General features: G+C 66.7%; 16 protein-coding genes and 1 pseudogene. 14 read left to right on the top strand and 3 right to left on the bottom strand.

Annotation, left to right across the window (positions count from 1 at the left end; genetic code table 11):
• Positions 1-35: 35 nt before the first annotated feature.
• A pseudogene (locus tag K3F48_RS02635) lies at positions 36-362 on the bottom strand (heavy metal-binding domain-containing protein); the annotation flags it as partial.
• A gap of 219 nt (positions 363-581) precedes the next feature.
• Between K3F48_RS02635 and K3F48_RS24770 the strand changes: the two are divergent.
• Positions 582-1,013: a hypothetical protein gene (locus K3F48_RS24770; protein ID WP_370631333.1), complete on the top strand. Its 432-nt coding sequence runs from the start codon at positions 582-584 to the stop codon at positions 1,011-1,013.
• Between the two features lie 86 nt (positions 1,014-1,099).
• On the opposite strand, the gene K3F48_RS02645 is transcribed toward K3F48_RS24770, so the two are convergent.
• Together K3F48_RS02645 and K3F48_RS02650 are read right to left on the bottom strand one after the other, a co-directional pair.
• A complete protein-coding gene (locus K3F48_RS02645; protein ID WP_222573848.1) occupies positions 1,100-2,191 on the bottom strand; it encodes an ATP-binding protein in 1,092 nt (363 codons plus the stop codon).
• Complete coding sequence (locus K3F48_RS02650) at positions 2,188-2,874, bottom strand: response regulator (RefSeq protein ID WP_222573849.1); 687 nt, start codon at positions 2,872-2,874, stop codon at positions 2,188-2,190. Before K3F48_RS02650 ends, K3F48_RS02645 begins: the two co-directional genes overlap by 4 nt.
• Before the next feature lie 238 nt (positions 2,875-3,112).
• Between K3F48_RS02650 and K3F48_RS02655 the strand changes: the two genes are divergently transcribed.
• From K3F48_RS02655 to dhbA, 13 genes are all read left to right on the top strand, one after another.
• Positions 3,113-4,306, top strand: a complete 1,194-nt coding sequence (locus K3F48_RS02655) for an efflux RND transporter periplasmic adaptor subunit (protein WP_222573850.1) — start codon at positions 3,113-3,115, stop codon at positions 4,304-4,306.
• A gap of 8 nt (positions 4,307-4,314) precedes the next feature.
• Positions 4,315-7,428: an efflux RND transporter permease subunit gene (locus tag K3F48_RS02660; protein ID WP_222573883.1), complete on the top strand. Its 3,114-nt coding sequence runs from the start codon at positions 4,315-4,317 to the stop codon at positions 7,426-7,428.
• A gap of 522 nt (positions 7,429-7,950) precedes the next feature.
• Positions 7,951-10,155, top strand: coding sequence for a TonB-dependent receptor (locus tag K3F48_RS02665; protein WP_370631334.1), 2,205 nt, complete (start codon positions 7,951-7,953; stop codon positions 10,153-10,155).
• Between the two features lie 10 nt (positions 10,156-10,165).
• Positions 10,166-10,429 (top strand): hypothetical protein, encoded by a 264-nt coding sequence (locus K3F48_RS02670; RefSeq protein ID WP_222573851.1) that lies wholly within the window; start codon positions 10,166-10,168, stop codon positions 10,427-10,429.
• Between the two features lie 2 nt (positions 10,430-10,431).
• Complete coding sequence (locus K3F48_RS02675; RefSeq protein WP_222573852.1) at positions 10,432-10,716, top strand: hypothetical protein; 285 nt, start codon at positions 10,432-10,434, stop codon at positions 10,714-10,716.
• A gap of 9 nt (positions 10,717-10,725) precedes the next feature.
• Positions 10,726-12,381, top strand: a complete 1,656-nt coding sequence (locus K3F48_RS02680; protein ID WP_222573853.1) for a PepSY domain-containing protein — start codon at positions 10,726-10,728, stop codon at positions 12,379-12,381.
• Positions 12,374-12,586: an MbtH family protein gene (locus K3F48_RS02685; protein ID WP_222573854.1), complete on the top strand. Its 213-nt coding sequence runs from the start codon at positions 12,374-12,376 to the stop codon at positions 12,584-12,586. Before K3F48_RS02680 ends, K3F48_RS02685 begins: the two co-directional genes overlap by 8 nt.
• A 63-nt stretch (positions 12,587-12,649) precedes the next feature.
• Complete coding sequence (locus tag K3F48_RS02690; protein WP_370631335.1) at positions 12,650-19,825, top strand: amino acid adenylation domain-containing protein; 7,176 nt, start codon at positions 12,650-12,652, stop codon at positions 19,823-19,825.
• A gap of 43 nt (positions 19,826-19,868) precedes the next feature.
• On the top strand, positions 19,869-21,149 hold the full coding sequence (entS, locus tag K3F48_RS02695) for an enterobactin transporter EntS (protein ID WP_222573855.1): 1,281 nt from the start codon (positions 19,869-19,871) through the stop codon (positions 21,147-21,149).
• Positions 21,150-21,273: 124 nt separating this feature from the next.
• Positions 21,274-22,461: an isochorismate synthase MenF gene (locus K3F48_RS02700; RefSeq protein WP_222573856.1), complete on the top strand. Its 1,188-nt coding sequence runs from the start codon at positions 21,274-21,276 to the stop codon at positions 22,459-22,461.
• Complete coding sequence (locus tag K3F48_RS02705) at positions 22,458-24,089, top strand: (2,3-dihydroxybenzoyl)adenylate synthase (RefSeq protein WP_222573857.1); 1,632 nt, start codon at positions 22,458-22,460, stop codon at positions 24,087-24,089. The genes K3F48_RS02700 and K3F48_RS02705 overlap by 4 nt, the downstream gene beginning before the upstream one ends.
• A 20-nt stretch (positions 24,090-24,109) precedes the next feature.
• Entirely contained in the window at positions 24,110-24,979 is an 870-nt protein-coding gene (locus tag K3F48_RS02710) for an isochorismatase family protein (protein ID WP_222573858.1), read from the top strand.
• 28 nt (positions 24,980-25,007) lie between these two features.
• The gene (dhbA, locus tag K3F48_RS02715; protein WP_305080286.1) at positions 25,008-25,778 is read left to right on the top strand and encodes a 2,3-dihydro-2,3-dihydroxybenzoate dehydrogenase; all 771 of its coding nucleotides are present in this window, start codon (positions 25,008-25,010) and stop codon (positions 25,776-25,778) included.
• Positions 25,779-25,879: the final 101 nt, after the last annotated feature.

Consider the following 25,879-nt stretch of genomic DNA (forward strand, 5'->3'; position numbering starts at 1 on the left):
CTTTCCGGGCGACGCAGGGCGCCGGCGGCCGCGGCCGGCTCTTCGTGATGAAGGCCGAAGAAATGCCCGCCCATTTCCAGAACGACGCCCGGAACGGCGAGAGCGAGGCCGATCCAGAACCGCCGTGTCACGTCGACGAGCTCCGGGCTCGGGCCGCTCTCCGCGCTTGCGAGGACAGGTTCGAGCGTCATTCCGCAGATTGGACAATTGCCGGGCTGTGGCCGGCGGATCTGCGGATGCATCGGACATGTGTAGATCGCGTCTGGGCGAAAGCTTCGCCCAGCGCCTTCTCCGAGCGTGATCCCCGCCGGACGAGGCGCATGCTCCTCTCGCGAGTGGCGATGGGCGCGCTCATGGGCCATGAGAGAACCCTTCAGAGACAATGGGGCGCGGATCGCCTCATTCGGAACGGGGGCATCGATTGAAAAACCAGAGATGGGAATATACAGGCGGAAATCGCCGCGTTCGACCACCATGTCGCATGGCGGTCTCTCTATGTCGTGGCGAGCAAGGCCTGTCCGCCGTTGAGCCGCGGCCATTTTTTTTCACTCCGCCTGCGTCAGCTTTACGGATGACGGGGCATGAGCATTGTCGCGAGCGTCGCCGGCGCGCCCGCTCGAATGACGGGCTCGCGATCTGCTGCGCTTCTCGACGGATTGACCAATGCGCTGGCCACAAGAGATCTATCAAAAGATCTATCAAAGATCGTCACCGAGACGCGAGATAACCGCGAGCGCCGGCAAGCCCACCGAAGGAAAAGCGACCGCCAAGCTGTTCATGCACGGCCGCAGCCAGGCCGTGCGCCTGCCAAAGGAGTTCCGCTTCGAGGGGAAAGAGGCGCGCGTCAGCAAGGAGGGCGACAAGGCGATCTTGGGAGCCGGTGCAAAAAAGAGCCGTTCGACGTGGAGGCTCGGCGCGCGCGGCTCGACGCCTTGGGCGCGCGGGACGTCTTGCCCGATGGTCTGCCCGACGATCCGCCGCTCGAGCCCGACGACTCGATCTCATTCGATTGACGCGGACGATGTTGAACAAGCGGAGACTCTGGATCTCCGTGCATTCTATCGTCTCTGCTTTCTCGATGGGCATCGTGGCGGCGCCGTCATTCGGCAGGCTCGTCGATATGATTGCCCGCTCGGGAAAGCGGCAAAACGATCTCGAAGATCGCGCCGCCGGCTGCGGAGGCTCTGTATTGCGCGCGGCCGTGATGCGCCTCTGCTATGGCGCGCACCACGGAGAGGCCGAGGCCCGCGCCGCCATGTCGACGCGAGCGTGAGGCTTCCGCCCGGCTGAATGTATCGAACGCATGGGGCGCGAAGTCGGGAGCGAGGCCCGGCCCCTGGTCCTCGACGGCGATCACGATGTCGTCCTCCTCCGCTCGCGTCGAAACGCGCAGGAGCCCCTGCGTCGCATAGCGTTTTGCGTTCTCGAGAAGGGCGAGCAGCGCCTGCCGCAATCGAACCCCGTCGCAGGCCAGGACGATTCGGCGGGTCTCGAGCTCGATCGTGAAGCCGGCCTCGACGAGAGCGGGCCGCATGGCGTCGACGGCCTGCCGAATCTCCTGCTCGAGATCGGTCGGCTCGAAACGCATCTCCAGACGGCGACTCTCCGACAATGTGACGATGCGCAAATCGTCGACGAGGCGCGACAAGCCTTCCACCTGCGACAGGAGATTGCGGAACAATTCGTCGCTCGGCGCGAACACGCCGTCGGCGAGGCCATGCAGCCGGCCTCGCAGGATCGTCAATGGCGTGCGGAGCTCATGCGCGATCGCGGCGTTCCAGGAGGCCATCGCCGCGACGCTATCCTCGAGGCGTTGCGCCATCGCATTGAAGTCGTCCACCAGTCGAGCTGTTTCACCCAGCGATCTGTCGCCGGGCGAGGCCCGCGCCGTGAGATCGCCGGCGGCGATGCGGCGCGCGCCTTCGGCGAGCGACTCGAGGGGAACGAGAATCCGCTTCGTCAGGCGGAGCGCCGCGAAGATCGCGATGACGAGAGCAAAGAGCAGCAGGACCGCGATAAGTACGAAGTCCGGCGCCTCGGGAAGAAGCGGCGGCGGCCCGGGCGGCGGCGGGTAGTAGGTCAGATAGATGCCGTAGAAGGTGAAGGAGCCGACGAAAACGATCATGACGGCGACGGCGACGACCGCGCTCATCGACAGCGTGATCTGTCGGCTCAAACGATGGCGGCTCATGGCGTCGCCAGCCGATAGCCGACGCCGCGCACGACATTCATCAGCCCGGTCGCGCCGCCTTCGTCGAGCTTGCGGCGCAGATTGCTCATATGACTGTCGACGGTCCGCTCGAGCGCGTCGCCGCCGGGCAGACAAGCGTCCACCAGCTCGCCGCGGGTGAACGCGCGCGAGGGCGATTTCGCCATATGGGCGAGGAGGCGGAATTCCGTCAGCGTCAAGGGCAGCGTCGCCGTGGCGTCGCCGTCTCGCACCTTGGCGAGAAAGCTCTGGAGATCGATCTCGAGCTTGCCGATGCGCAAGACGGCGCTGTCGGCGCGTGCATTGGTTCGCCGCAGAACCGCTTTCACGCGCGCGACGATTTCCGCCGGATTGAACGGCTTCACCACATAATCGTCGGCGCCGAGACGCAGTCCCTGCAGGCGCTCTATGTCCTCGTCGAGCGCGGTAATCATGATGACCGGCGTGTCGCCGCGGCGCCGCAGCTCGGCCAGAGTCTCCCAGCCGTCGACATTCGGCATGTTCACATCCAGCAAGACGATGTCCGGCTTCAGAATCACATGTTGATCGAGCGCGATCCGGCCATCCGCCGCGCTCACGGTTCGTAGCCCTTCCCGCGCCAGATAGGCTTCCAGAATCGCGGTGATGTCCGCTTCGTCGTCGGCGATGAGAACGAGCTCGTTCATTGTCGAACGCTCGCGGGCTTGCTGGATAGGCTCACATCGGTCCTCGCGGGTCGGACGGCGCCTTCGCGCTCTCTCCGCCTCGACATATGGCCGAATTTCCAGCCGCTGCAAACGCTCCCGACGACTCGGAATGACAGGCGTCGGCGGTCTCCATCAAATCTCCATCAAATCTGCGCGATCCGCGAACGGCGACGGCGTAGGTCACGATCCGACCCGATATCTCCTCGAGAGCGCGCCCATGGATATTCGCTCGGCGATCGCCATCTTCACCGCCGCCGCCGCGCTCGCCGGATGCGATTTTCAATCGAGCGACCGAGGCGAGGCGCCCCCCGCGCGGCCCGAGGTGGGCGTCGTCACCTTGCATCCACGAAATGTCGCCATCGCCTCCGAGCTGCCTGGCCGCGTCGTCGCGTCGCTGGTGGCGGAGGTGCGGCCACAGGTCGCGGGGATCATTCAGCAGCGGCTGTTCCAGGAGGGCGGCGAGGTCGCCGAGGGCGCGCCGCTCTATCAGATCGATCCCGGGCCCTATCGCGCCGCTCACGACAGCGCCGTCGCCGCCTCGCAGAAGGCCGAGGCCTCTGTGCCCAGCGCTCGAGCCAAGGTCGAGCGCTACCAGGGATTGAGCAAGAAGAACGCCGTCAGCACGCAGGATCTGGAGACGGCCGTCGCGGCGCTGGCCCAGGCGCGCGCCGATGTGGCGACCGCACGGGCGAATGTCGCGAGCGCCAAGATCAATCTCGACCATACGACGATCAAGGCGCCGATCGGCGGCCGCGCCGACAAATCCTCGCTGACGCAAGGCGCGCTGGTGACCGCCGGTCAGGCCGACACGCTCACCACGATCCGCACGCTCGATCCGATCCATGTCGACCTCGCCCGATCGAGCGCCGCCATGCTCGATCTGCGACAGGCCATCGACGAGGGCCGCATCAGATTGTCGGAGCGCACTGTCGAGGTGAGGCTGAGGCTCGAGAATGGCCGGGTCTATCCGATGACGGGTCGGCTCGAATTCACAGAGGCCAAGGTCAGCCAGACGACCGGAACCGTGACGATGCGCGCGACCTTCCCCAATCCGTCGCGCCTGCTGCTGCCGGGAATGTATGTCCGCGCGATCGTCGAGGAAGGCGTCGCGCCCGGCGGCTTCCTCGTCCCGCAGCGCGCCGTCGTCCGCAATGTCAAGGGCGAGGCGACCGCGCTGGCGCTCGGCAAGGACGACAAGATCGAGGAGCGCGTGCTCACGATCGTCAAGGCCGTCGGCAATAATTGGCTGGTCACGGCGGGGCTCGGCGATGGCGACCGTGTGGTGGTCGAAGGCCTTCGGCTCGTGCGCGCCGGGCAGCAGGCGAGAGGCGTCGAGGTCGTGATCGACGACGCCACCGGCGAGCTGCGCGAGCGCGAGCCGACGATTGCGAAAATCAAGGCGAAAGGCTGACGCGCGTGATCTCGGCGTTTTTCATCGTTCGTTCGATCTTCGCCTGCGTGATCGCGATCGTCGTCATGCTCGGCGGCCTGCTGGCGCTCATCGGCCTGCCGGTTTCGCAATATCCGGAGATCGCGCCGCCGACGATCCAGGTCGCCGCCACCTATCCCGGCGCCGATGCGCGGACGGTCGAGAATTCGGTCACCAAGATCATCGAGCAAGGCATGACCGGCCTCGACCATCTCGACTATATGACGTCGACGTCGACCTCGACCGGCCAGGCCGACATCACTCTCACCTTCACCAACGCCGCCAATTCCGATGTGGCGCAGATGCAGGTGCAGAACAAGCTGCAGCTCGTCACCGCGCTGCTGCCGACCATGGTCCAGTCCAATGGCCTCACCGTCACCAAATCCTCGAGCGCCTTTTTGATGGTCGTCGGTTTCGTCTCGACCGACGGCAAGATGACCGACACGGATCTGTCGGATTACGTCAAGAGCGCGCTCAATGACACGCTGAAACGAGTCGAAGGCGTCGGCGCCACCCAGCTCTTCGGCGCCGGCTATGCGATGCGCATATGGCTCGATCCGGACAGGCTCGCCGAATATGCGCTGATCCCGAGCGATGTCGCGAGCGCGATTCAGGCGCAGAATGCGCAAGTGTCGGCAGGACAGCTCGGCGGTCTGCCGGCGCGCAGAGGGCAGCAGCTCAACGCCACCGTCACGGCGCAGAGCCGCCTGCAGACGCCCGAGCAGTTTCGGAATGTCATCGTGAAAAGCGCGGCCGACGGCTCGCTGGTCCGCATCGGCGATGTCGCGACCGTCGAGCTCGGCGCCGAGGATTATGTCAGCGCCTCGACCTATAATGGCGCGCCAGCGACCGGCCTCGCCATTAATCTGGCGACGGGCGCGAATGCGGTGCGTACGGCCGCGTTGGTGAAGGCGGCGATCGATCGACTCGCGCCGACTTTCCCCGAAGGAATGAAGGTCGTCTATCCCTACGACACGACGCCTTTCGTCAAAATCTCGATCGAGCAGGTGACGCACACGCTGATCGAGGCGATCGCGCTCGTCTTTCTTGTCATGCTGGCCTTTCTGCACAATATTCGCGCCACGCTCATTCCGACGCTCGCCGTGCCGGTGGTGCTGCTCGGAACCTTCGGCGTTCTGGCGGTGGCGGGATATTCGATCAACACGCTCACCATGTTCGCCATGGTGCTGGCGATCGGGCTCCTGGTCGACGACGCCATCGTCGTGGTCGAGAATGTCGAGCGCATCATGCATGAGGAAGGACTGTCGCCACGCGAGGCGACGGTCAAATCCATGCGCGAGATCACCGGCGCGCTCATCGGCGTCACGACGGTCTTGTCCGCGGTCTTCGTGCCGATGGCCTTCTTCGGCGGCTCGGTCGGCGTCATCTATCGCCAGTTCTCGGTCACCATCGTTGCGGCCATGGCGCTGTCGGTCGGCGTCGCGTTGATCCTGACGCCGGCGCTCTGCGCAACGCTTCTGCGTCCGCCGAATCCGGGCGCCGAAAAGGCCGGCTTGTTCCGCTGGCTCGATCGCGAGATGGAACGCGGCGCCGACGCCTATCGAGATGGCGCGCACGCTGTTCTGCGGCGCCCGAGACGCGGCTTCGCGGCTCTGGCCGTGATGACGATCGCGGCCGCCGCGCTGTTCACGCGCCTGCCGAGCTCATTCCTGCCGCAGGAGGATCAGGGCTATCTGATGGTCAGCGTGCAGCTGCCTGTCGGCGCGACCAGCGACCGCACGGAACGCGCGCTCGATCAGGTGACGCGCTACTTCCTCGATCGGGAGAATAAGGCTGTCGACGGCGTCATGACGGTGAGAGGCTTCGCCTTCAGCGGACTCGGCCAGAATGTCGGCATGGCCTTCGTGGGCCTGCGCGACTTTTCGGAACGCAAGGCGTCCGACCTCTCCGCGACCGCGGTGACGGAGCGCGCGACGGCGGCGCTCGCCGGCATTCGCGACGCACAGGTCTTCGTGCTGGCGCCGCCGGCGATCGAGGGATTGGGCACGAGCAGCGGCTTCGATTTCTATCTCGAGGATATGACCGGCGCCGGCCACGAAAAGCTCTTGGCCGCGCGCGACCATCTGCTCGCCGCATCGGCGCGAAGCAGGCTCTTGAACGGCGTGCGGCCGAACGGCCAGGACGACACGCCGCAATTTGCGATCGAGGTCGATCAGGACAAAGCGAGCGCCCTCGGCGTCGGACTTTCCGACGTCAACGCCACGCTGTCGACGGCCTGGGGCGGCGCCTATGTGAACGACTTCATCGATCGCGGCCGCGTCAAGAAAGTCTATCTGCAATCGGCGGCCGATTTCCGCATGCAGCCGGACGATCTCGACCGCTGGCATGTCCGCACTGCATCGGGCGAGATGGCGCCTTTCTCGTCCTTCGCGTCCGGTCGCTGGGCATTCATCTCGCCGCGCCTCGAGCGCTACAATGGATCGCCCGCCGTTCAGATTCAGGGCGAGGCCGCGATCGGCGCCAGCTCCGGCGACGCCATGACGGAGATCGACCGTCTCGTCGCCGGCCTGCCGCCCGGATTCTCCCATGAGTGGGCCAGCCTGTCGCGGCAGGAGCGCCTCTCGGGCAACCAGGCCACGGCGCTCTATGCGATCTCGCTCCTCGTCGTTTTTCTATGCCTCGCCGCGCTCTATGAGAGCTGGACGGTCCCGCTCGCCGTCATGCTGTGCGCGCCGATCGGTGTGCTCGGCGCGCTCGTCGCGGCGCTGATGTTCGGCGAGGCCAATGACGTCTATTTCAAGGTCGGCCTGCTGACGACGATCGGTCTCGTCGCCAAGAACGCTATTCTGATCGTCGAATTCGCCATCGACCATCAAAGGGCGGGCATGGATGTGTTTGAAGCGACGCTGCTCGCGGCGCGCCAGCGGCTGCGTCCGATCGTCATGACCTCCTTCGCCTTCATTCTCGGCGTCGCGCCGCTCGCCTTCGCCCGTGGCGCCGGCTCGGCCGCGCAAAATGCGATCGGCGTCGGCGTCATGGGCGGCATGATCGCGGCGACGACGCTCGCCATCTTCTTCGTTCCTCTGCTGCTCGTCGGCGTGCGCGGCGTCTTCGAGGACGGAAGCGGATGGTTGCGCCGATGAGCGCTGCGGAGGCGGGCAAGAGCGAGCCGAAGAACGGGCGGCCTTGTCGAAAAGGGCGAGACCATAGCCTGGACAAATTCCGAGCGGCGTAGCGCGCCTTCGTATTCGCTCGCGATCGTCGCGATAGCCGCTGATCGTCACACGCGCGCGCCAGCTGCGCCAGTCGCGTGCATGTGGGACCGCGCACGAAGGCGCTCTTGTTCGGAAGTCTTACAATTCCAAATTTGCCGGAATGCGATAGCTAAACTGCTATTGCAATTGAGCAAAATCATAATCTGCAAATGTTTCAACATGAGCTGTGCCGCAATTGACCCATATGGCTCAGTTTATAGGATAAGCGAAAGATATGTTGATGTAATGTGAAGGGAAAACATGAATACGCTCTGCCCATGCCGCGCCACGACCTCGAGTCGTTCCCGAGTAAAAAAACGGTCGGACAGCCGGCCCGATGGGGGCAGATTGCTGAGCGCCGCGGCGCTTCTGCTCTTGAGCGCGGACGCGGCTGCGCAGGCGGAGCCCGCCGTGACCTCCTTGCCGGCCGTGGCCGTCGATGCGCCCAAAGAGAAGCCGCGGCCGGTCGTGCGGCAGAACGCAGCCGCGACGCGCGTCGCGCGGACGCGAGCACGCGCCGCGACGACGCCCGCGCAGAGACATGCGCCGTCGCCAACGGTCTCTGCGACGCCATCGAGCGCGTCCGCGCCTTTTGCGGCGCCCGCGCGAGCGGAGCTCGGCAACCTGCCGAAGGAATATGCCGGCGGCCAGGCGGCGCGCGGCGCGCGTCTCGGCATGCTCGGCAATCGCGATTTTCTGGACACGCCTTTCAATGTGACGAGCTACACGTCGAAGCTCATCGAGAACCAGCAGGCGCGCACGCTCTCCGATGTTCTCGAGAACGATCCCTCCGTACGCTTCACCGTCTCTTCCGGTCAGGTCCGCGAGAATTTTCGCATCCGCGGCTTTTCCGTTCTCGTGAGCGAGACGGCGCTCAATGGGCTCTACGGCGTCGCGCCGGACGGACGCGTGCCGACGGAGTTTCTAGAGCGAGTCGAGGTGTTGAAAGGACCAGCGGCTCTGCTGAGCGGCATGGCTCCATATGGCGCGGTCGGCGGATCGATCAATCTCGTCACCAAGCAGGCCGGCGATACGCCGGTCACGAGAGTCACCGGCGATTATACGTCGAACTCGCAATTCGGGACGCATATCGACATCGGCAGGCGCTTCGGCCAGGACAACGCCTTCGGCATTCGTTTCAACGGCGTGTATCGTGGCGGCGACACGACGCTCGATTATCAATCTCGTGAGCGCGGGCTCGAGGCGCTCGCGCTCGACTATCGCGGCGTGAAGCTGCGCATCGCGCTCGACGCTTATTTCAACCAGGAGGTCGCCCGCGGCGGCGTGCCGATGATGGCGAGCTTCACCGGAACGGGCGTCGCCGCCGCGCCGGATTCCAGCAACAATATTTTCCGCGGACTCTCTGGCCGCATGAACAATTCCGGCGCCATGGGGCGTGCGGAATATGATCTCGCCGATAATGTCACGCTGTTCGCGAGCGCGGGCGCGATCGACGCCCGCTTCAACGGGCTGACGAACTCGACCGTCGCGACCAATGTCAATGTGCTCGGACGCTACAACGGAACCGCCATTAATCTGCGCGGCTATACAGACACGATTTCGTTTCAAGGCGGCCTGCGCGCCGACTTCCGAACTTTCGACATCGGGCATCGATTGTCCTTGAGCGCGGCCAATCTCGAGTCGAAGACCGGCTCGGCCTTTCAGCGCGGCTCGGCCTTTGTGTCGAGCATTTATTTTCCCGTCACGCCGCTCGTCGCGCGCGATCCGGGAGAAGCGCCGAAGTCGACCGATACGACGCTGTCGAGCATCGCCCTCGCCGATACGCTCTCGGCCTTCGACGATCGCGCGCAGCTCATTCTCGGCCTGCGCGCGCAGCGTGTTCAGGCGAAGAGCTATAATGCGACCGGCGCCGAGACGAACTATTACGACGAGAGCGCGGTGACGCCTGCTTTCGGCCTCATCGTCAAGCCTCTGCCGATGCCCATGTCGGTCTACGCCAATTACATCGAAGGCCTGACCCAGGGCGACCGCGTCACCGACACGACGGCGAACTATAATCAGATGTTTCCGCCCTATAAGTCGCGGCAGATCGAGACGGGCGTCAAATGGGACGCCGGAACCGTCGCCAACACGCTGAGCTTCTATGAGATCGAGAAGCCGAGCCTCATCAAGAGCGGCAATGTCTACAATTCCGACGGACGTCAGCGCAATCAAGGCATAGAATGGAACGTGTTCGGCGAAATCGTCGAAGGCGTGCGCATTCTCGGCGGCGCGGCCTATACGATCGGCGTGCTCACCAAGACGGCGAATGGCCAGCTCGACGGCAAGACCGCCTATGGCACGCCGAAATGGCAGGTCAATCTCGGAGGCGAATGGGACACGCCATTCGTTCCGGGCCTGACGCTCGAAGGACGCGTCGTCTACACGAGCGCGCAATTCGTCAACTCCGCCAATACGCAGAAAATTCCCGAATGGGCGCGCCTCGACGCGGGCCTTCGCTATTCGACGCAGCTCGTCGACAAGAAAGTCACCTTCCGCGCCAATGCGAATAATCTGCTCGATCACAATTATTGGGCCGGGTCCTATTTCGCGGATGGCATCGTCACATTGAGCTCGCCGCGAACGGTTCTCATGTCTGCGACCGTCGATTTCTGAGGACAGCGAAATGTCGGCGGCGCTCTTCCATTCGTCGGCTCTCGCGCTCGTCCTCGCCGGCTCGGCCTGCATCTATGGCGCCTCGCCGCGGCAATCGCTCTTGCGCGTTCGGCGGCGGAGAGCCGGCGTCTTCGCTGTCGCTTTACTCCTCGCCGCTTGGATGGTCTGGCGGAGTCGTCTCGAATCCACGACGGCCTTCTTCACGACGCTCGCCGCGCTGATGCCGCTGCTGATCGCATGGCCGTGCCTCGCCGCCCTGAGAAAGAGGAAATAGGCATGACGGAGTTTCGCTCCGATTGGCTGAGCAAGAGCGTCGCCGGCTCTGTCTTCGGCTTCACTTTGGCGATCGCGGTCGCCGGGCTCTTCGCCGTCGCGGGACCGGGCGGCCTCGAGGCGCGCAACAAATATCAATTCGTCATGTGGCTCGTCGCGCCGATCTGGCTCTGCGTCGCGAGCCTCGTCTTCTTCTTTCGCAGCGGCCGCGCCGCTCTTTTGTGGCTCGGCGGCGCAAATCTTCTCGCCTTCGGCGGGCTCTATCTCTGTCGGCGGCTTCTGCACTGAGGACGAGCAATGCGCGGCGAGATTTTGCGGCTCTACAAGAGCGTTCACACATGGACCGGCCTCGTGACCGGCATGTTGCTCTTCATCTGCTTCTACGCGGGCGCGCTCACCATCTTCTCGGAGCCTCTCGCTCATTGGGCGTCGCCGCCGACTGGCGGATCGATTTCGGTCGAGGACGCCGATCGGCTCATCGAGACGACATTGGCGGCGCGGCCCGAAGCGGCCAAGGATTTTACGCTCCGTCTCGCGACGGCGAGCGAGCCGGCTCGTCTGAGCTGGCGCAAGAGCCGCAACGATGATGTCGTCTGGTCGGCGACGCTCGGCGCGGATGGCGAATTGCGCGTCGATCGCTCGAATGTTTCCGGCGTCGGCGCCTTTGTGGACACGATCCATCGCACGGCGGGCCTCCCTCTCGATCGTGAGACGGGAACGACGGCGATGGGCGTCGTGAGCGCCGTCTACGCCGTCGCGCTCATCTCCGGCCTCATCCTGGTTCTGCCCTCGCTGGCCAAGGACCTTCTGGCGCTGCGCCTCACCACGAATCTGAAACGAATGTGGCTCGACGCGCATAATCTCGTCGGCGTCGCCAGCTTCCCTTTCCATCTCGTCATCGCGCTGACCGCCGTCGTGTTCGGCCTGCACGAGCCGATCTATGATGCTTTGGATCATGTCGTCTATGACGGCAGGCTGCCGACCATCATGCGCTCGACCGGCCCCTTCGCCGGAGTGAAGCGCGACGAGCAGAAGGCGCCGATGAAGACGGTCGCGGAATTGGTCGCGGTCGTCGTTTCGGCATCGCCGAATTTCTCGCCCACCAGCCTGCACTATCGCGACGCGGACACGCGCGGCGCGCTGGTGCGCGTCATCGGAGAGGACCCGCGCTTTCTCTCGCGCGGCGGCGGCTTCGCCGTCGTGCGCGGCGCGACCGCGGAGGTCGTCAATGTCGATTATCTTCCCGAGAAGCAGAGCGGCTGGACGGCCGCCGTGTCGCCCTTCTTCGCGCTGCATTTCGGCAGCTATGGCGGCGAGCCCGTGCGCTGGGCCTATTTCTCGCTCGGCCTCGCGGGCGCCTTCCTGTTCTATTCGGGCAATCTCTTGTGGATCGAATCGCGTCGGCGGACCGCGCGCCGCCATGGGGAGAAGGTCGTGCAGACCACGGCCGCGCGCCTCATGGCGGCGGCGTCGATCGGCGTATGCCTCGGATGCGTCTGCGCGCTCTCTTTCGCCATCGTCTCCACCAAATGGCTCTACGGCCATGTCGAGGATGTCGATGCATGGCGCCGCGGAATTTATCACGCCGTCTTCTTCGGCGCTCTCGCCTTCGCGCTTGTGCGTGGCGCGGCGCGCGCCGGAGTCGAGCTGGCCTGTGTCGCGGCGCTCGGCGCTCTCGCGCTTCCCGTCACCAGCGCGGTCGCATGGGCGGCGCCGGGCCTCGGGCCCTGGGCGGCCGCCGATCCCGAGAGCGCGGGCGTCGACATCGTCGGTTTGATCGCCGCGCTCTGCTTCGCGGCTCTGGCGCGGGCGACGGCGCGCCGCGCAGAGCGCGGACCGACCGATAGCGTCTGGTCGGCTCGCGAAGCGAGCCGAAGCGCCCGATCTCCACTTTCTTCGAACGGATGCGCCGTTGCGGTCGGCGCCGATGCAGGAGACGACATCCATGGATGACGCGCAGATCAATCCCTTCGATGATGAGCGGCTGAGCTTCGTCGTTCTCGTCAATTCCCGCGCGCAATACAGTCTGTGGCCAGATTTCTCCGCCGATCCGAACGGATGGCGCCGCATCTTTGGTCCGGGGACGCGCCAGCAATGCATGCAATATGTCGACGATCATTGGATCGACATGCGACCGCGCGCGGAGGCCGGGGGATAACGCGCCTTTTCGCATGAGATTTTCTGTTTCGTGACCATTCTTATTTCGAAAGGACGAGAAATCGTGCTCGCAGACATCGCTTCAGAGCGGCAGCTCGCGGCTGCGCGGACGCTTCCGCTCGTCGCGGCGCAGCCCGGCATATGGATGGCGGATCAGCTCTCCGCCGGGTCCAACGCCTATGTCGTCGCGCAATATGTCGAGCTGAACGGTCGGCTCGATGTCGCCTGCTTCAGCGCCGCGGTTCGTGTCGGCCTCGCCGAGGCCGATCTCGTCCATGCGCGCTTCGTGGAGACGGAGGAGGGCCCCGCGCAGATCGTGCCGAGCGATCTGCAGGCGGCCGATCTGCCGGAGCCGGAGCTTGTCGATGTTCGAGGCGAGAGCGATCCCGGCGGCGCCGCGCTGCGCGCGATGCGCGCCGATCTCGAGACGCCCTTGTCGATCGCGCAGGGCGCGCGGCTCTATCGCCACATTCTGTTTCGTCTCGGCTCGGCGACGGAGGCAGGCGTCGAGCGCTGGTTCTGGTTTCAGCGCTATCATCATCTCTCGGTCGACGGCTTCGGGTTCACGGCGATCGCGCGCCGGGTCAGCGAGATCTACACCGCGCTGCGTCGTGGCCTCACGCCGTCTCCATCGCCTTTCATCTCCTTCGCCGAGGTGGTGAAGGAATATGCGGCCTATGAGGGCTCGCCTGCGCAATCCGCCGATCGGCGATTTTGGGCGGAGCACGCGCGCGATCTGCCGCCTCCTCTGCGCCTGTCGACGCGGCGTGCTCCGGCGGAAGGAAAATTCGCGCTCCCGCGGCGCGAGCGGATCGTGCTGGACGCGCGCACGACGGCGCTGCTGTCCGAGCAGGCGGAAGCCGGGCGCGTCTCCGTCGGCGTCACGGCGATGGCGGCGGTCGTCGTCTATCTGCGCCGCATGACGGGCGCGGCCCGCCTCGCGGTCGGCGCGCATTTCATGCGCCGCATGGGCTCAGTGGCGTTGCATGCCGTGGGGCCGGTGGTGAATGTCCTGCCCCTGCAGATCACGATCGACGCCGATATGTCCTTCGTCGATGTCGCCGCCGCGCTCGGGCGCGAATTGGATGTGGTGCGTCGGCGTCAGCGATATGAGGCCGAGCAGCTGCGGCGCGATCTCGGCTTTCTCGGCTCGGGACGTTCGCTCTATGGGCCTCTTCTGAATTTCAAAATGTTCGACTATCGTCTCGATTTCGCGGGGGTTGAAGGGATCACGCATCAGCTCGCGTCCGGTCCCGTCGAGGACATCGAATTCGACCTCTATCTCGGCGAGCGCGAGCTGATCGTCGATGTCGTCGCCAATGGCGAGCGCTACAAGGAGCAAGAGCTCGAGCTGCACGCGGAGCGACTCTCGCGCTTCGCGCGTCGGCTCGCCGAGAGCCCCGAAGCGCCGATCGGCGAAATCGCGCTCATGACGCCGAGCGAAGCGGCGCTGATGGCGGCGGCCAATGACACACGGCGCGCCGTTCCATCGATCACGCTCTGCGATCTCCTCGACGCGCAGGCCGAACGCACGCCGAATGCGCCCGCCCTGATCGATGGCCGACATACGTTGTCCTATCGCGACATGCGCCGTGAAGTCGCGCGGCTGGCGCGGGACCTCGCCGCCGCCGGCGTCGTTCGCGGCGATCGCGTCGCCGTGGCGCTGCCGCGCTCCGTCCATCTGAGCCTGGCGCTGATGGCGGCGCTCGAAGCGGGCGCCGCCTATCTGCCGCTCGACACCGGCTATCCCGACGAGCGCCTCGCCTTCATGGTCGAGGACGCGGAGCCACGGCTCATCGTCACCGATAGCGCGTTGCGCGGGCGCTTCGAGACGATGGCTCCGGTTCTGATCTTCGATACGCTCGGCGTCACAGAAGCGGATCCGCGGCCCACGCGCGTCGCTTCGCCGTCGCCAAAGGATGCCGCCTATGTCATCTATACGTCCGGCTCGACGGGGCGGCCCAAGGGCGTCGTCGTGCCGCATGGGGCCGTCGTCAATTTTCTGCTCTGGCTGCAGCATGAATATCATCTCACGACCGATGACGTCGTGCTGCAGAAGACGCCGTGCAGCTTCGACGTGTCGGTCGGCGAATTCTTCTGGCCGCTGACGGCGGGCGCGCGCCTCGTGATGGCGCCGCCGGAAGTGGATCGCGATCCGGAGGAATTGCTGCGTGTCATTCGCGCGCATCGCGTCACCACGCTGAATTTCGTGCCGTCGCTGCTTTCGGCCTTCGTGGGGGCCGCGCGCGCGACGCCGGGCGCGGAGCCGGAAAAGACCGATTTGCGGCGCGTGTTCTGCATTGGCGAGCCGCTGTCGCGCGAGCTCGCGGAAGCGTTCGAGCGGAGTTTCCGCGCGCCGCTGCATAATGTGTACGGCCCGACCGAGGCGACCGTGGAGGTCACCTATCAGCCGGCGTTCGGCGCGTCGCTCGCGGCGGCCGAGGGCGTCGGCGTGCCCGTGGGGCGCCCGCTGTGGAATTGCGGCGTGCGCGTGCTGGACGCGCGGCTGCGTCCGGTCCCGATCGGCGTCGCCGGCGATCTCTATCTGATCGGCGCGCAGCTCGCTCAATATTATTGGCGGCGGCCTTCGCTGACGGCGAGTCGCTTCGTCGCCGATCCCGACGGCGACGGCGAGCGCATGTATCGCACCGGCGACGTCGCCCGTTGGCTGCCCAGCGGCGTTGTCGATTTTCTCGGGCGCAACGACGATCAGCTCAAAATTCGCGGGCAGCGCATCGAATTGGGCGAGATCGAGAGCGCGCTCCTCGATCAGCCCGGCGTCGGCGGCGCAGCGGCGGTCGCGCGTCTCTTCGGCGCGGCGGCGGGGGACGTCGACGCGCGCCAGATCGTCGCCTATGCGACGCCGGACGCGCCGGGGCGCGCGCTCGACGCGGACGCTTTGCGCGCCGCTCTGGCGCGCCGCCTACCGGCCTATATGACGCCGGTCGCCATCGTTCTTCTCGACGAATTTCCGCTCGGCGCGAGCGGCAAGCTCGATCGCAAGGCGCTGCCCGACCCGTCCTTGGATGTGCCGACGGCGCGCGCGCCGGCGCCCGGCCTCGAGACTCTGCTCGCGGAAATTTTCACGGAGGCGCTGCAGGTCGAAGCGGTCGGCGCGGAAGATGATTTCTTCTTTCTCGGCGGCGACAGCATTTCCGCCATCGGCTTCTGCGCGGCGCTGCGCAAGCGCGGCTTCCTGCTGCGGCCGCGCGACGTGTTCGAGCTGCGCTGCGTCGCGCGCCTCGCAGCCGCGCTACGGCCTGCGGAGGAGTCGTCTCCGCTCGAGGATCGCGTCGATGCGGAGATCGTCGCCGCCCTGCGCGCGCGGCACGGCGCGATCGCGGCCGTGCTGCCGGCGCTGCCGTTGCAGGAGGGGCTGTTGTTTCACGCCCGGCTCGGCGACAGCGCGAGCCGCTACAACGCCATTTCGCGCTTCGATCTCGACGGGCCGCTCGATGTCGGCCGACTGCGCGACGCGCTCGAGGCGCTGCTGCGCCGTCATCCGCAGCTCGCCGCGATCTTCGACGTCGAGCAGGGCAGGGCGTTCCAGATTCTGCCGCTCGTCGAGGGGCCGCAGGCGCTGCGCCGCTGGCCCTGGAGCGAGCATCGTCTAGACGGTCTCGGCGCGCAGGAGCGCGCCGCCGCCCTCGATCGGATCGAGCTCGAAGAGCTCGCCCGCGACCTCATCGCCGAGAGCGGCGGACGCCGCATGCTCGCGCGCGCCGTGCTGGTTCGGCTGGCCGAAGAGAGCCATGCGCTGCTTGTCGTCTCCCATCATCTCATCGGCGACGGCTGGTCCTCCGGCGTGATGATGCGCGATCTTCTCGCCGCCTACGCCGGCGCCGCGCTCGCGCCGATCCTTCCCGATTATGCGAGCGTCGTCCGCCGCCTCGCGGCGCGTGATCCAGAACCCGCTCGCGCCGCATGGCGGGAGGCGTTCGCCGGCGCCGAGCCGACGCTGCTGTTCGATCCCGCTGCGCCATTCGGCGAGACGCGTGAGTTGACGCTCGATCTGCGTCCCGGCCTGGCGAAGGAGCTGGAGGCGTTCGGCCGCCGGCGCGGCCTCACCTTCGCCACTCTGATGCAAGGCGTGTGGGGCGCCTTTCTCTGCGCGATGACCGGGCGCGGCGATGTGGTGTTCGGCGCGCCGGTCTCCGGGCGCTCGGAGGCGGAGGCGGGGCTCGACGAGCATATCGGTCTCTTCACCAACACGCTGCCCGTGCGCGCGCGGCTGCGGCCCGATCGGCCGCTCGCCGCGCAACTCGCCGAGCTGCAGGCGCGGCAGATCGCCCTCATGGAGCATGACGGCCTCGGCCTCGGCGAGATCCAGCGTCTCGCCGGCGTCTCGACGCTGTTCGACACGCTGCTCGTCGTCGAGAATTTTCCCGACGACGCGCGCCTCTACGCCGCGGAATTCGCGGGCCTGCGCCTCGCCGGCGCGCGCAATCGCAGCTACTCGCATTATCCGCTGACGCTGATGGCGCCGCCCGGCCGCGAGTTGGAGCTGCGGCTCGAATATCGCGAAGGCGTCGCCGCGCCCGAGCGCCTCAGACACCGCATTCTCCGGCTGCTCGAGCAGCTCGTCGCCGCGCCCGACGTCCCGCTCGCGGCGTTCGACCTCCTCACGCCGGACGAGCGCGCGACGATCGCCGCCGCCAATGACACGCGCGTCGCGACGCTGGCGGCGACGCTCTGCAGTCTGCTCGAGGATCAGGCGCGGAGGACGCCGCATGCGCTCGCGCTGATCGACGCGGACCATGCGCTCACTTACTCGCAAGTTCGCCGTCAGGTCGCGCGATTGGCGCGCCGTCTCGCCGGGGCCGGAGTCGGAAGAGGCGACCTCGTCGCGGTCGCCCTGCCGCGGTCGGCGCGGCTCTCCATCGCTCTGATGGCGGCGCAGCAGGCCGGCGCCGCCTATCTTCCGCTCGACACGAGCTATCCCGACGAGCGTCTGCGCGACATGGTCGAGGACGGCGCGCCGCGCCTCATCGTCACGGATGAGGCGTCGCGAAGCCGCTTCGAGGGGCTGGCGCCGCTGCTCGCCTTCGACCGCTTGCCGGAGATCGGGGAAGAGGAGGAGCCCGGCTTCGCCTCTCCCGCGACGCCCGACGATCCAGCCTATGTGATCTACACCTCCGGCTCGACTGGTCGGCCCAAGGGCGTCGTCGTCTCGCATCGCGCCATCGTCAACCGGCTGCTGTGGATGCAGCACGAATATGGCCTTTGCGCCGAAGACGTCGTGCTGCAGAAGACGCCGTCGAGCTTCGACGTCTCGGTCTGGGAGTTCTTCTGGCCGCTGATGACCGGCGCCGTTCTCGTCATGGCGCCGCCGGAGGCGCATCGCGATCCGGCGGAGATTTTGCGTCTCATCCGCGCGCATCGCGTCACCACCCTGCATTTCGTTCCCTCGATGCTCGCGGCCTTCGTCGCCGCGACCGACGCGGCGCGCGCCGCCGAGGCGGAGAGCCTGCGCCGCGTGTTCTGCAGCGGCGAGGCGCTGTCGCGGGAGCTGGCCGAGGACTTCGAGAGGCTGTTCGGCGCGCCGCTGCACAATCTCTATGGGCCGACCGAGGCCGCCGTGGACGTCACCTACCAGCCGGCCTTCGGCGCGGCGCTCGCCGGGCTCGAGACCTCGGGCGTCCCGATCGGCCGGCCGGTGTGGAACACGGGCGTGCGCGTGCTCGACGCATGGCTGCGGGAGACGCCGATCGGCGTTCCGGGCGACCTCTATCTCACCGGCGTCCAGCTCGCGGAGGGCTATCTGCGCCGGCCGTCGCTGACGGCGAGCCGTTTCGTCGCCGATCCCAACGGCGACGGCGAGCGCATGTATCGCACCGGGGATATCGTCCGCTGGCGCCCGGACGGCGCGCTCGACTATCTCGGACGCGGCGACGATCAGATCAAGATTCGCGGCCAGCGCGTCGAGCTCGGCGAGATCGAGAGCGTCTTGCGGGAACAGCCCGGCGTGGAGCAGGCGGCCGTCGTCGCGAGGGCGCCCTCGGCGGGCGGCCTCGCCGGCGCGGACGAGCGGCGGCTCGTCGGCTATGTGGTCGCGGCCGAGGGCGCCGAATTGAACGCCGAGGCGCTGCGCCGCGCATTGGCGTTGCGGCTGCCGGCGCATATGACGCCCGCAGCGATCGTTCGCCTCGCCGAATTTCCGCTCTCCGCCAGCGGCAAGCTCGATCGCAAGGCGCTGCCGGAGCCGGAGGCCGCGCCGCGACGCAATGGACGCAAGCCGACGCCCGGCGTCGAGATCGCGCTCGCCGAACTCTTCGCCCGCGCGCTCGGCGTCGATCAGCTCGACGCGGACGATGATTTCTTCGCGCTCGGCGGCCATTCCTTGATGGCCATGCGCCTCGCCGCCGATATTCAGCGCGAGATGAAGGTTTCCGTCTCGGTCGGCCAGCTGATGGCGGCGCCGAGCGTCGAGAGCCTCGCGCGCGAATTGTTCTCGGAGCGTCGCGAGGAGGACCGCCGCGCGGGATTTGGCGAGACGCTGCGCCTGCGCGCGGGCGAGGGGTCGCCGCTCGTCTGCATCCATCCGGCCTCGGGCTTCTCCTGGCAATTCGGCGCGCTCACCCGCTATCTGCGCAGCGATTGGCCGGCAGTCGCGCTGCAATCGCCGCGGCCGTCGGGGCCGATCGCCTCCTGCCGCAATATGGAAGAGGTCTGCGATCGGCATCTCGCGACGCTGCGCGAAATCCAGCCGCGCGGTCCCTATCGGCTGCTCGGCTATTCGCTCGGCGGCGTCGTGGCGCAGGCCATTGCGGCGCGTCTTTCGGCCGAAGGGGAGGAGATCGCCTTTCTCGGCCTGCTCGACACGTACCCTTCAGAAATCCAGGATTGGAGCAAGCCGCTCGACGCGGCCGGCGAAGCGGAGATCGAGCGCGAGAAGGCGCTGTTCATGGACGCTTCGCAAGTGGCGCTCGACTCGGCGCTCGCGCGCGAGAAGGCGGAGATGTTCGGCCATATCATGGCCAATTACGAGGACTCGGTCCGGCTGCTCGCCTCCGCGCGAACCCCTCGCTACGAGGGCGAGGCGACGCTCTTCGTCGCGCTGCGCACGCTGCCGGAAGGCATGGACGTCGAGGCGACATGGCGGCCCTATGTCGGCGCGTTGAACGTCGTCGCTTTCGATTGCCCGCACACCGAGATCATCTCGCCGCGCATGCTGCGGGAGCTCGGCCCCGCGCTGAACGAGATTCTCGTCGCGATCGACGCGAAGCGAGGCGCGCGATGACCTCTCGCCTCCCTCTCCCGAGATTTCCAGCGATAGGACGACCATGACCAGACCTCGCATTTTGACGGACTTCAGCCTGCTGCGAAACAATCGCGATTTCCGCGCGGTCTTCGTGGCGCGGACGCTGTCGCTGCTCGCGCTCGGCCTGCTCACCGTCGCGGTTCCCGTGCAGGCGCTGCAGCTGACCGGCTCCCCGGCCGCCGCCGGATTCATCGTCGCATTCGGCGGCGCCGCGGCCTTCGTCGGCCTGCTCGCAGGCGGCGTGCTGGCGGATCGTCACGACCGCCGCCAGCTCATCCTCTTCGCGCGCGGAACCTGCGGCCTCGGCTTCGTCGCGCTCGCCCTCAACGGCTTCTCGACCTCGCCCTCGCTCGCCGTCGTCTATGCGCTCGCGGCCTGGGACGGCTTCTTCAGCGCATTGGGCATTACGGCGCTGCTCGCCGCGACGCCCGCCATCGTCGGGCGCGAAAATCTCGCCGCGGCCGGCGCGCTCAATATGATCGCCATGCGCCTCGGCGGCGTCGCGTCGCCGGCGCTCGGCGGGCTGCTCATCATGTCGGCCGGCCTCGGCTGGACCTATGCCTGCGCCGCGGCCGGCGTGCTGGCGACGCTGGCGCCGCTCATGCGCCTGCCGTCGCTGCCGCCCAAGGGCGCGAGTCCCGAGACGCCGGCGCGCGCGCTGCTCGCGGGCGTGCGCTATCTCTTCGAAAACCGCGTCGTCGGCGCCGTCGTCGCAGTGGGGACGCTGGCGAGCCTCGCCGGCGGCGTGCGCATTCTGTTTCCCGCGCTCGCCGGCGCCTATGGGGGCGGTCCCGCCGAAGCGGGGCTCATGTATTCCGCCGTTCCGCTCGGCGCGGCGCTCGGCGCGACGACGAGCGGCTTCGTCGCGCGCATCGCCCGCCCCGGCCTCGCGCTGCTCTCCTGCGCCGCGGCCGCCTTCGTCGCGCTGGCCGCGCTCGACGCCGTCGGCGGGCCCGTTCCTGCGCTCCTTCTTCTCGTGGTCTACGGCTATCTCGGCTCCATCGTCTCGCTGCTGCAATTCACGCTGGTGCAGAAGAACACGCCGGACCGTTTGCTCGGCCGCGTCAACGGCCTCTGGACCGCGCAATTCATCGTCGGCGACGCGCTCGGCGCGCTCCTGCTCGGCCTCCTCGGCGGCGTTCTTTCGCCTGCGCCGGCGGTGGGCATGTTCGGCCTCGCCGCTCTTCTCTCGTGCCTCACGATGGCAGCGGCCTTCGGCGCTCTGCGCCGATCGCCGGCCGAACCCTCCGCCGAAGTCGAGGCGACCGAAAAGGAAAAGCAGAGCTTCGCGCCCTCGAGGTGACGCGCGACGCCCGAAACGAACACAGGGGACGGTCTTCTCGATGATCGCGACGGCGCTGGCCGACGCGGCTGGAAGCGCGCGTCCCACGCGACCGATTTTCATTCGTCCACAAAGGAGAGTTCCGATGGACGCGATTGTCGCAGAGAGGCCGTCTCGAGACGTGTCGGGGCATGCCGAAAAACCGTCGTTTCTGTTCGGTTCGCCCCATTGCGCCATAGAGGCCTATGGCGTCTTCGAGAGAATTCGCACGCCCGCCGTCGGCGGCGGGCGTGCGGACAGCGTCCTGCAGGCGGCGGTGGACGCCACGCTGGCGCGAGCGCGGCGCGCGGGGCAGGAAAATCCGATCGTCGTCGGCGCGATCCCCTTCGACTCGCGTCAGCCCTCTTTCCTCTTCGCCCCGAAGACGCATCGCATCTCGGCGCCGCGCATCGCGACGAACGCGCCCGAGGCGCAGGCGAATGTTTCCGCGCTGTGGTTTCGCAGCGTGCCGGGTCAGAGAGGATTCGAGGAGGCGGTGGCCCAGGCCATCGCAACATTTCGCGACGGCCATGCGAGCAAGGCGGTGCTGTCGCGTATTCTCGAGATCGAATTCTCCGAGCGCGTCGACGCCATGGCGATTCTCGAAATCCTGCGGCGCCAGAATCCCGCTGGCTATCATTTCCACGCGCCATTGCCAGACGGCGGCGTTCTGCTCGGCGCGAGCCCGGAGCTGCTGATCCGCAAGATCGGCGGCTCGATCCGATCCAATCCTCTTGCCGGCTCGGCGAAGCGCGTCGCCGACGCCGAAGAGGATGCGCGCGTCGGGCGTCGTCTCCTGCAATCGAGCAAGGATAATTTCGAGCACAGGCTGGTGATCGACGAAATCCGTCGCCTGCTCGCGCCGCTCTGCGCAAAGCTGAGCATTCCGGAGGAGCCGGCGCTGATGAGCACGCCGACCATGTGGCATCTCTCGTCCTCCGTCTCCGGCGAGCTCGCCGACGGGCGGCTCTCCTCGTTGCAGCTGGCGAGCCTGCTGCATCCGACGCCTGCCATATGCGGATCTCCGACGGCGCAGGCGCGCATGTTGATCGAGCGGCTCGAGCCTTTCGACCGCGGATTCTTCGCCGGAATCGTCGGCTGGTGCGACGAGAAGGGCGATGGCGAATGGGCGATCGCCATAAGATGCGGCACGGTGAACGAGATGGTCGTGCGCCTGTTCGCGGGAGCGGGAATCGTCGAAGCCTCCGACCCGCGCGCCGAATGGGCCGAAACGGAAGCCAAGCTCGGCACCATGCTGCGCGCTTTCGGCGTCGAGCGGGGGATCGCGCCATGAGCGTCGCTCTCACCAATGTCGACTTCACCCCTTGGCCGGAAGAATTCGCGCGCCGCTATCGCGAGAAGGGCTATTGGCGCGGCGAGCCTCTGACCGCGATCCTGGCAAAGCGGCTGGCGGTCGCTCCCGACGCCGCGGCGATCATCTGCGGCGAGCGCCGCTTCAGCTACGCCGAGCTCGACGCCTGGTCGACGAGCCTCGCCATAGGATTCTCGCGCCAGGGCCTGCGCGCCGGCGACACGGCGCTCGTGCAGCTCCCGAATGTCGCGGAGTTCTACGCGGCGCTCTTCGCTCTCCTGAAAATCGGCGTTGCGCCCGTCAATGCGCTGTTCAGCCACAATCGGTTGGAGCTCTCGGCCTATGCCGAGCAGATACGGCCTGCGCTTCTCATCGCCTGCGCGCGGCATGCGCTGTTCGCCAATGGCGCTTTCGTCGAAGCCTTGCAGATCGCCATTCCGGCGCTGCGCGTCGTGCAGATCCTCGGCGAGACGTCCTATGCGGAAAGCCTGCAGCCTTTCGCCGAGCGTCGCTACGAGGTCTCGGCCCGAGAGCTGCGCGGCTCTGCGCCGGGAGAGGTCGCCTTTCTGCAATTGTCGGGCGGCAGCACGGGAGCGCCCAAGCTCATCCCGCGCACGCATGACGATTATTACTACAGCGTGCGCCGCAGCGCCGAGATTTGCGGCTTGACCGAGAATAGCCGCTATCTCTGCGCGCTGCCGGCTCCGCATAATTTTCCATTGAGCTCGCCGGGCGCGCTCGGCGTGTTTCACGCCGGCGGAACGGTCGTGCTGGCGCCGGACCCGAGCCCATCCGTCTGCTTCGATCTCATCCGCCGCCATGGCGTCGACATCGCCGCCGTCGCGCCGCCGATCGCCATGCTCTGGCTGGAGGCGGCGGCGGACGAGGCGCCGATTCCAAGCCTCCGCCTGCTGCAGGTCGGTGGCGCGAGGCTCGGCGAAGCGGTCGCGCGGCGCATTCCCGCGACGCTCGGCTGCCGCTTGCAGCAAGTGTTCGGCATGGCCGAAGGGCTGGTGAACTATACGCGCCTCGACGATGACGAGGAGTCGATCTTCACGACACAGGGGAAGCCCATGTGCGAGGACGACGAGGTGAAGATCGTCGATGCGGATGGCGCGGCGGTCGGCGTCGGCGAGACCGGCGAATTGCTCACGCGCGGACCCTATACATTCCGCGGCTATCATCGCGCCCCGGAGGAGAACGCCCGCGCCTTCGACGCCGAGGGCTTCTATCGCTCCGGCGATCTCGTGCGCATGACGGAGACCGGCCATATTCAAGTCGTCGGGCGCAAGAAGGATCAGATCAACCGCGGCGGCGAGAAATTCGCGGCGGAGGAGCTCGAGACTCTGCTGCTGACGCATGCCCAAGTCGCCGACGCCGCGCTGATCGCGACGCCCGACGCGCTGATGGGCGAGAAGAGCTGCGCCTGCGTCGTGGCGCGCGGCGATGTGCGGCCGCTCGCTCTGCGCAAGCATTTGCGCGCGCTCGGCGTCGCCGAATTCAAGCTGCCGGACCGTTTCGAATTTCTCGAGCGGCTGCCGGTCACGGCCGCCGGCAAGATCGACAAGCGCGCCTTGCGCGATCTCGTCGCGAGTAGACCGGCTCATTGAGACTCGAAGAGGAAACGACAATGGCTATTCCCCGGCTTCCGACCTATTCCCTGCCGCAGCCAGAGGATTTTCCGAAGAACAGGGTCGGCTGGACCTTCGCGCCGAAGCGCGCTGTGCTGCTCATTCACGACATGCAGGATTATTTCCTGCATTTCTTCGGCGAGGACAGCCCGCTCGTCGCGCAGCTCGTCGCCAATGTCGCGGCGCTGCGCGCCTTCTGCACGTCGCACGCCGTTCCGGTCGTCTACACGGCGCAGCCGATCGATCAGAGCCTGGAGGATCGCGGCCTGCTGAACGATATGTGGGGGCCGGGGCTGAACGCGCATCCGCAGCTGAAGGACATAGCCGCGGCGCTGGCGCCTCGAAGCGAGGATATAGTGCTCGTCAAATGGCGCTACAGCGCCTTCCAGCGCTCGCCGCTCGAGCAGATGATGAGAGAGTGGGGCCGCGATCAGCTGGTGATCTGCGGCGTTTATGGGCATATCGGATGCCTGACGACGGCGCTCGACTCCTTCATGCGCGATTTCGAGACCTTCGTCGTCGGCGACGCCATCGCCGATTTTTCGCCAGAGGACCATGACACGACCTTGCGATATGTCGCCGGCCGCTGCGGCGTCGTCGTCGGAGTGGATGCGTTGATCCGCGCACCCGCGTCGCGTCTGACGCGCGCGGAGGTCGAGGCGCATGTGCGAACGCTCATTTCCCTCGACGGGGAGATGTTCGATCCGACTGAAAATCTGATGAACTACGGGCTCGATTCCGTTCGGGTCATGACGCTGGCGACGCAATGGCGCAAGCTCGGCGTCGATGTCGGCTTCGTCGACCTCGCCGATAATCCGACGCTCGAAGGCTGGTGGGCGCTGATCGAGCGCAAGCTCGCCGCGGCGTGACGTTCATCGTCGAGGAGGGACGGTCGAGATGAAGTCTGCGCGGGGTCCACAGATGGACTTCACCGGCAAGAGCGTCTGGGTGACGGGCGCAGGGCAAGGGATCGGCCTTTGCGCCGCGACGACATTCGTCGCGCTCGGCGCGAATGTCATCGGGCTGGACAAGGCGTTCGCCGAAGCGAGCTATCCATTTCGCACGCTCAACGTGGACATCGCCGATCACGAGCAGACGGCGCGCGCCTGCGCGCATCTGCTGGACGACGCCGGACGGCTGGATGTGCTCGTCAACGCGGCGGGAATTCTGCGGCTCGGCGCGACGGAGGAAGTGAGCCTCGAGGATTGGCGCGCCTCTTTCGACGTCAATGTTTCGGGCGCCTTTCATCTGCTGCGCAACACCATCGCTCAGTTCAAGCGTCAGCGCTTCGGCGCCGTGGTCACGATCGGCTCCAATGCGGCGCATGTTCCGCGCCTGTCGATGGCGGCCTATTGCGCCTCCAAGGCTGCGCTCGCCAGCCTGACGCATTGCGTCGCGCTGGAGCTGGCGCCCTTCGGAGTTCGATGCAATCTCGTCTCGCCCGGCTCGACCGACACGCCCATGCAGCGCTCCATGTGGCGCGCGCCGGACGCCGAGCAGCGCGTCATTGCCGGCAATCCCGAGACGTTCAAGCTCGGCGTTCCGCTCGGCAAGATCGCGACGCCGCAGGAGATCGCCAATGTCGTCGCCTTTCTGGCGTCGGATCTTTCGAGCCACATCGTCATGCAGGACATCGTCGTCGATGGCGGCGCCATATTGACGGCATAGCGTCGCGATCCGCCGAAGATCGCAGCGAGGTCGTCAGGGTCAAATCGCGGTCGTCGTCTCGTTTGCGCGGCCGAACGAATTTGGCGGCAGGAAGCGGAGCA

It is taken from the genome of Methylosinus sp. Sm6 (assembly GCF_019802345.1).
Taxonomy (GTDB): Bacteria; Pseudomonadota; Alphaproteobacteria; order Rhizobiales; family Beijerinckiaceae; genus Methylosinus.

Excerpts from the sequence above, each read along its gene's own strand:
- K3F48_RS24770 (WP_370631333.1), top strand. The coding sequence starts at position 582 with ATGAGCATTGTCGCGAGCGTCGCCGGCGCGCCCGCTCGAATGACGGGC.
- K3F48_RS02655 (WP_222573850.1), top strand. The coding sequence starts at position 3,113 with ATGGATATTCGCTCGGCGATCGCCATCTTCACCGCCGCCGCCGCGCTC.
- K3F48_RS02680 (WP_222573853.1), top strand. The coding sequence starts at position 10,726 with ATGCGCGGCGAGATTTTGCGGCTCTACAAGAGCGTTCACACATGGACC.
- entS (WP_222573855.1), top strand. The coding sequence starts at position 19,869 with ATGACCAGACCTCGCATTTTGACGGACTTCAGCCTGCTGCGAAACAAT.
- K3F48_RS02705 (WP_222573857.1), top strand. The coding sequence starts at position 22,458 with ATGAGCGTCGCTCTCACCAATGTCGACTTCACCCCTTGGCCGGAAGAA.
- K3F48_RS02675 (WP_222573852.1), top strand. The coding sequence starts at position 10,432 with ATGACGGAGTTTCGCTCCGATTGGCTGAGCAAGAGCGTCGCCGGCTCT.
- K3F48_RS02645 (WP_222573848.1), bottom strand. The coding sequence starts at position 2,191 with ATGAGCCGCCATCGTTTGAGCCGACAGATCACGCTGTCGATGAGCGCG.
- K3F48_RS02710 (WP_222573858.1), top strand. The coding sequence starts at position 24,110 with ATGGCTATTCCCCGGCTTCCGACCTATTCCCTGCCGCAGCCAGAGGAT.
- K3F48_RS02670 (WP_222573851.1), top strand. The coding sequence starts at position 10,166 with ATGTCGGCGGCGCTCTTCCATTCGTCGGCTCTCGCGCTCGTCCTCGCC.
- K3F48_RS02685 (WP_222573854.1), top strand. The coding sequence starts at position 12,374 with ATGGATGACGCGCAGATCAATCCCTTCGATGATGAGCGGCTGAGCTTC.
- K3F48_RS02700 (WP_222573856.1), top strand. The coding sequence starts at position 21,274 with ATGGACGCGATTGTCGCAGAGAGGCCGTCTCGAGACGTGTCGGGGCAT.
- K3F48_RS02650 (WP_222573849.1), bottom strand. The coding sequence starts at position 2,874 with ATGAACGAGCTCGTTCTCATCGCCGACGACGAAGCGGACATCACCGCG.
- dhbA (WP_305080286.1), top strand. The coding sequence starts at position 25,008 with ATGAAGTCTGCGCGGGGTCCACAGATGGACTTCACCGGCAAGAGCGTC.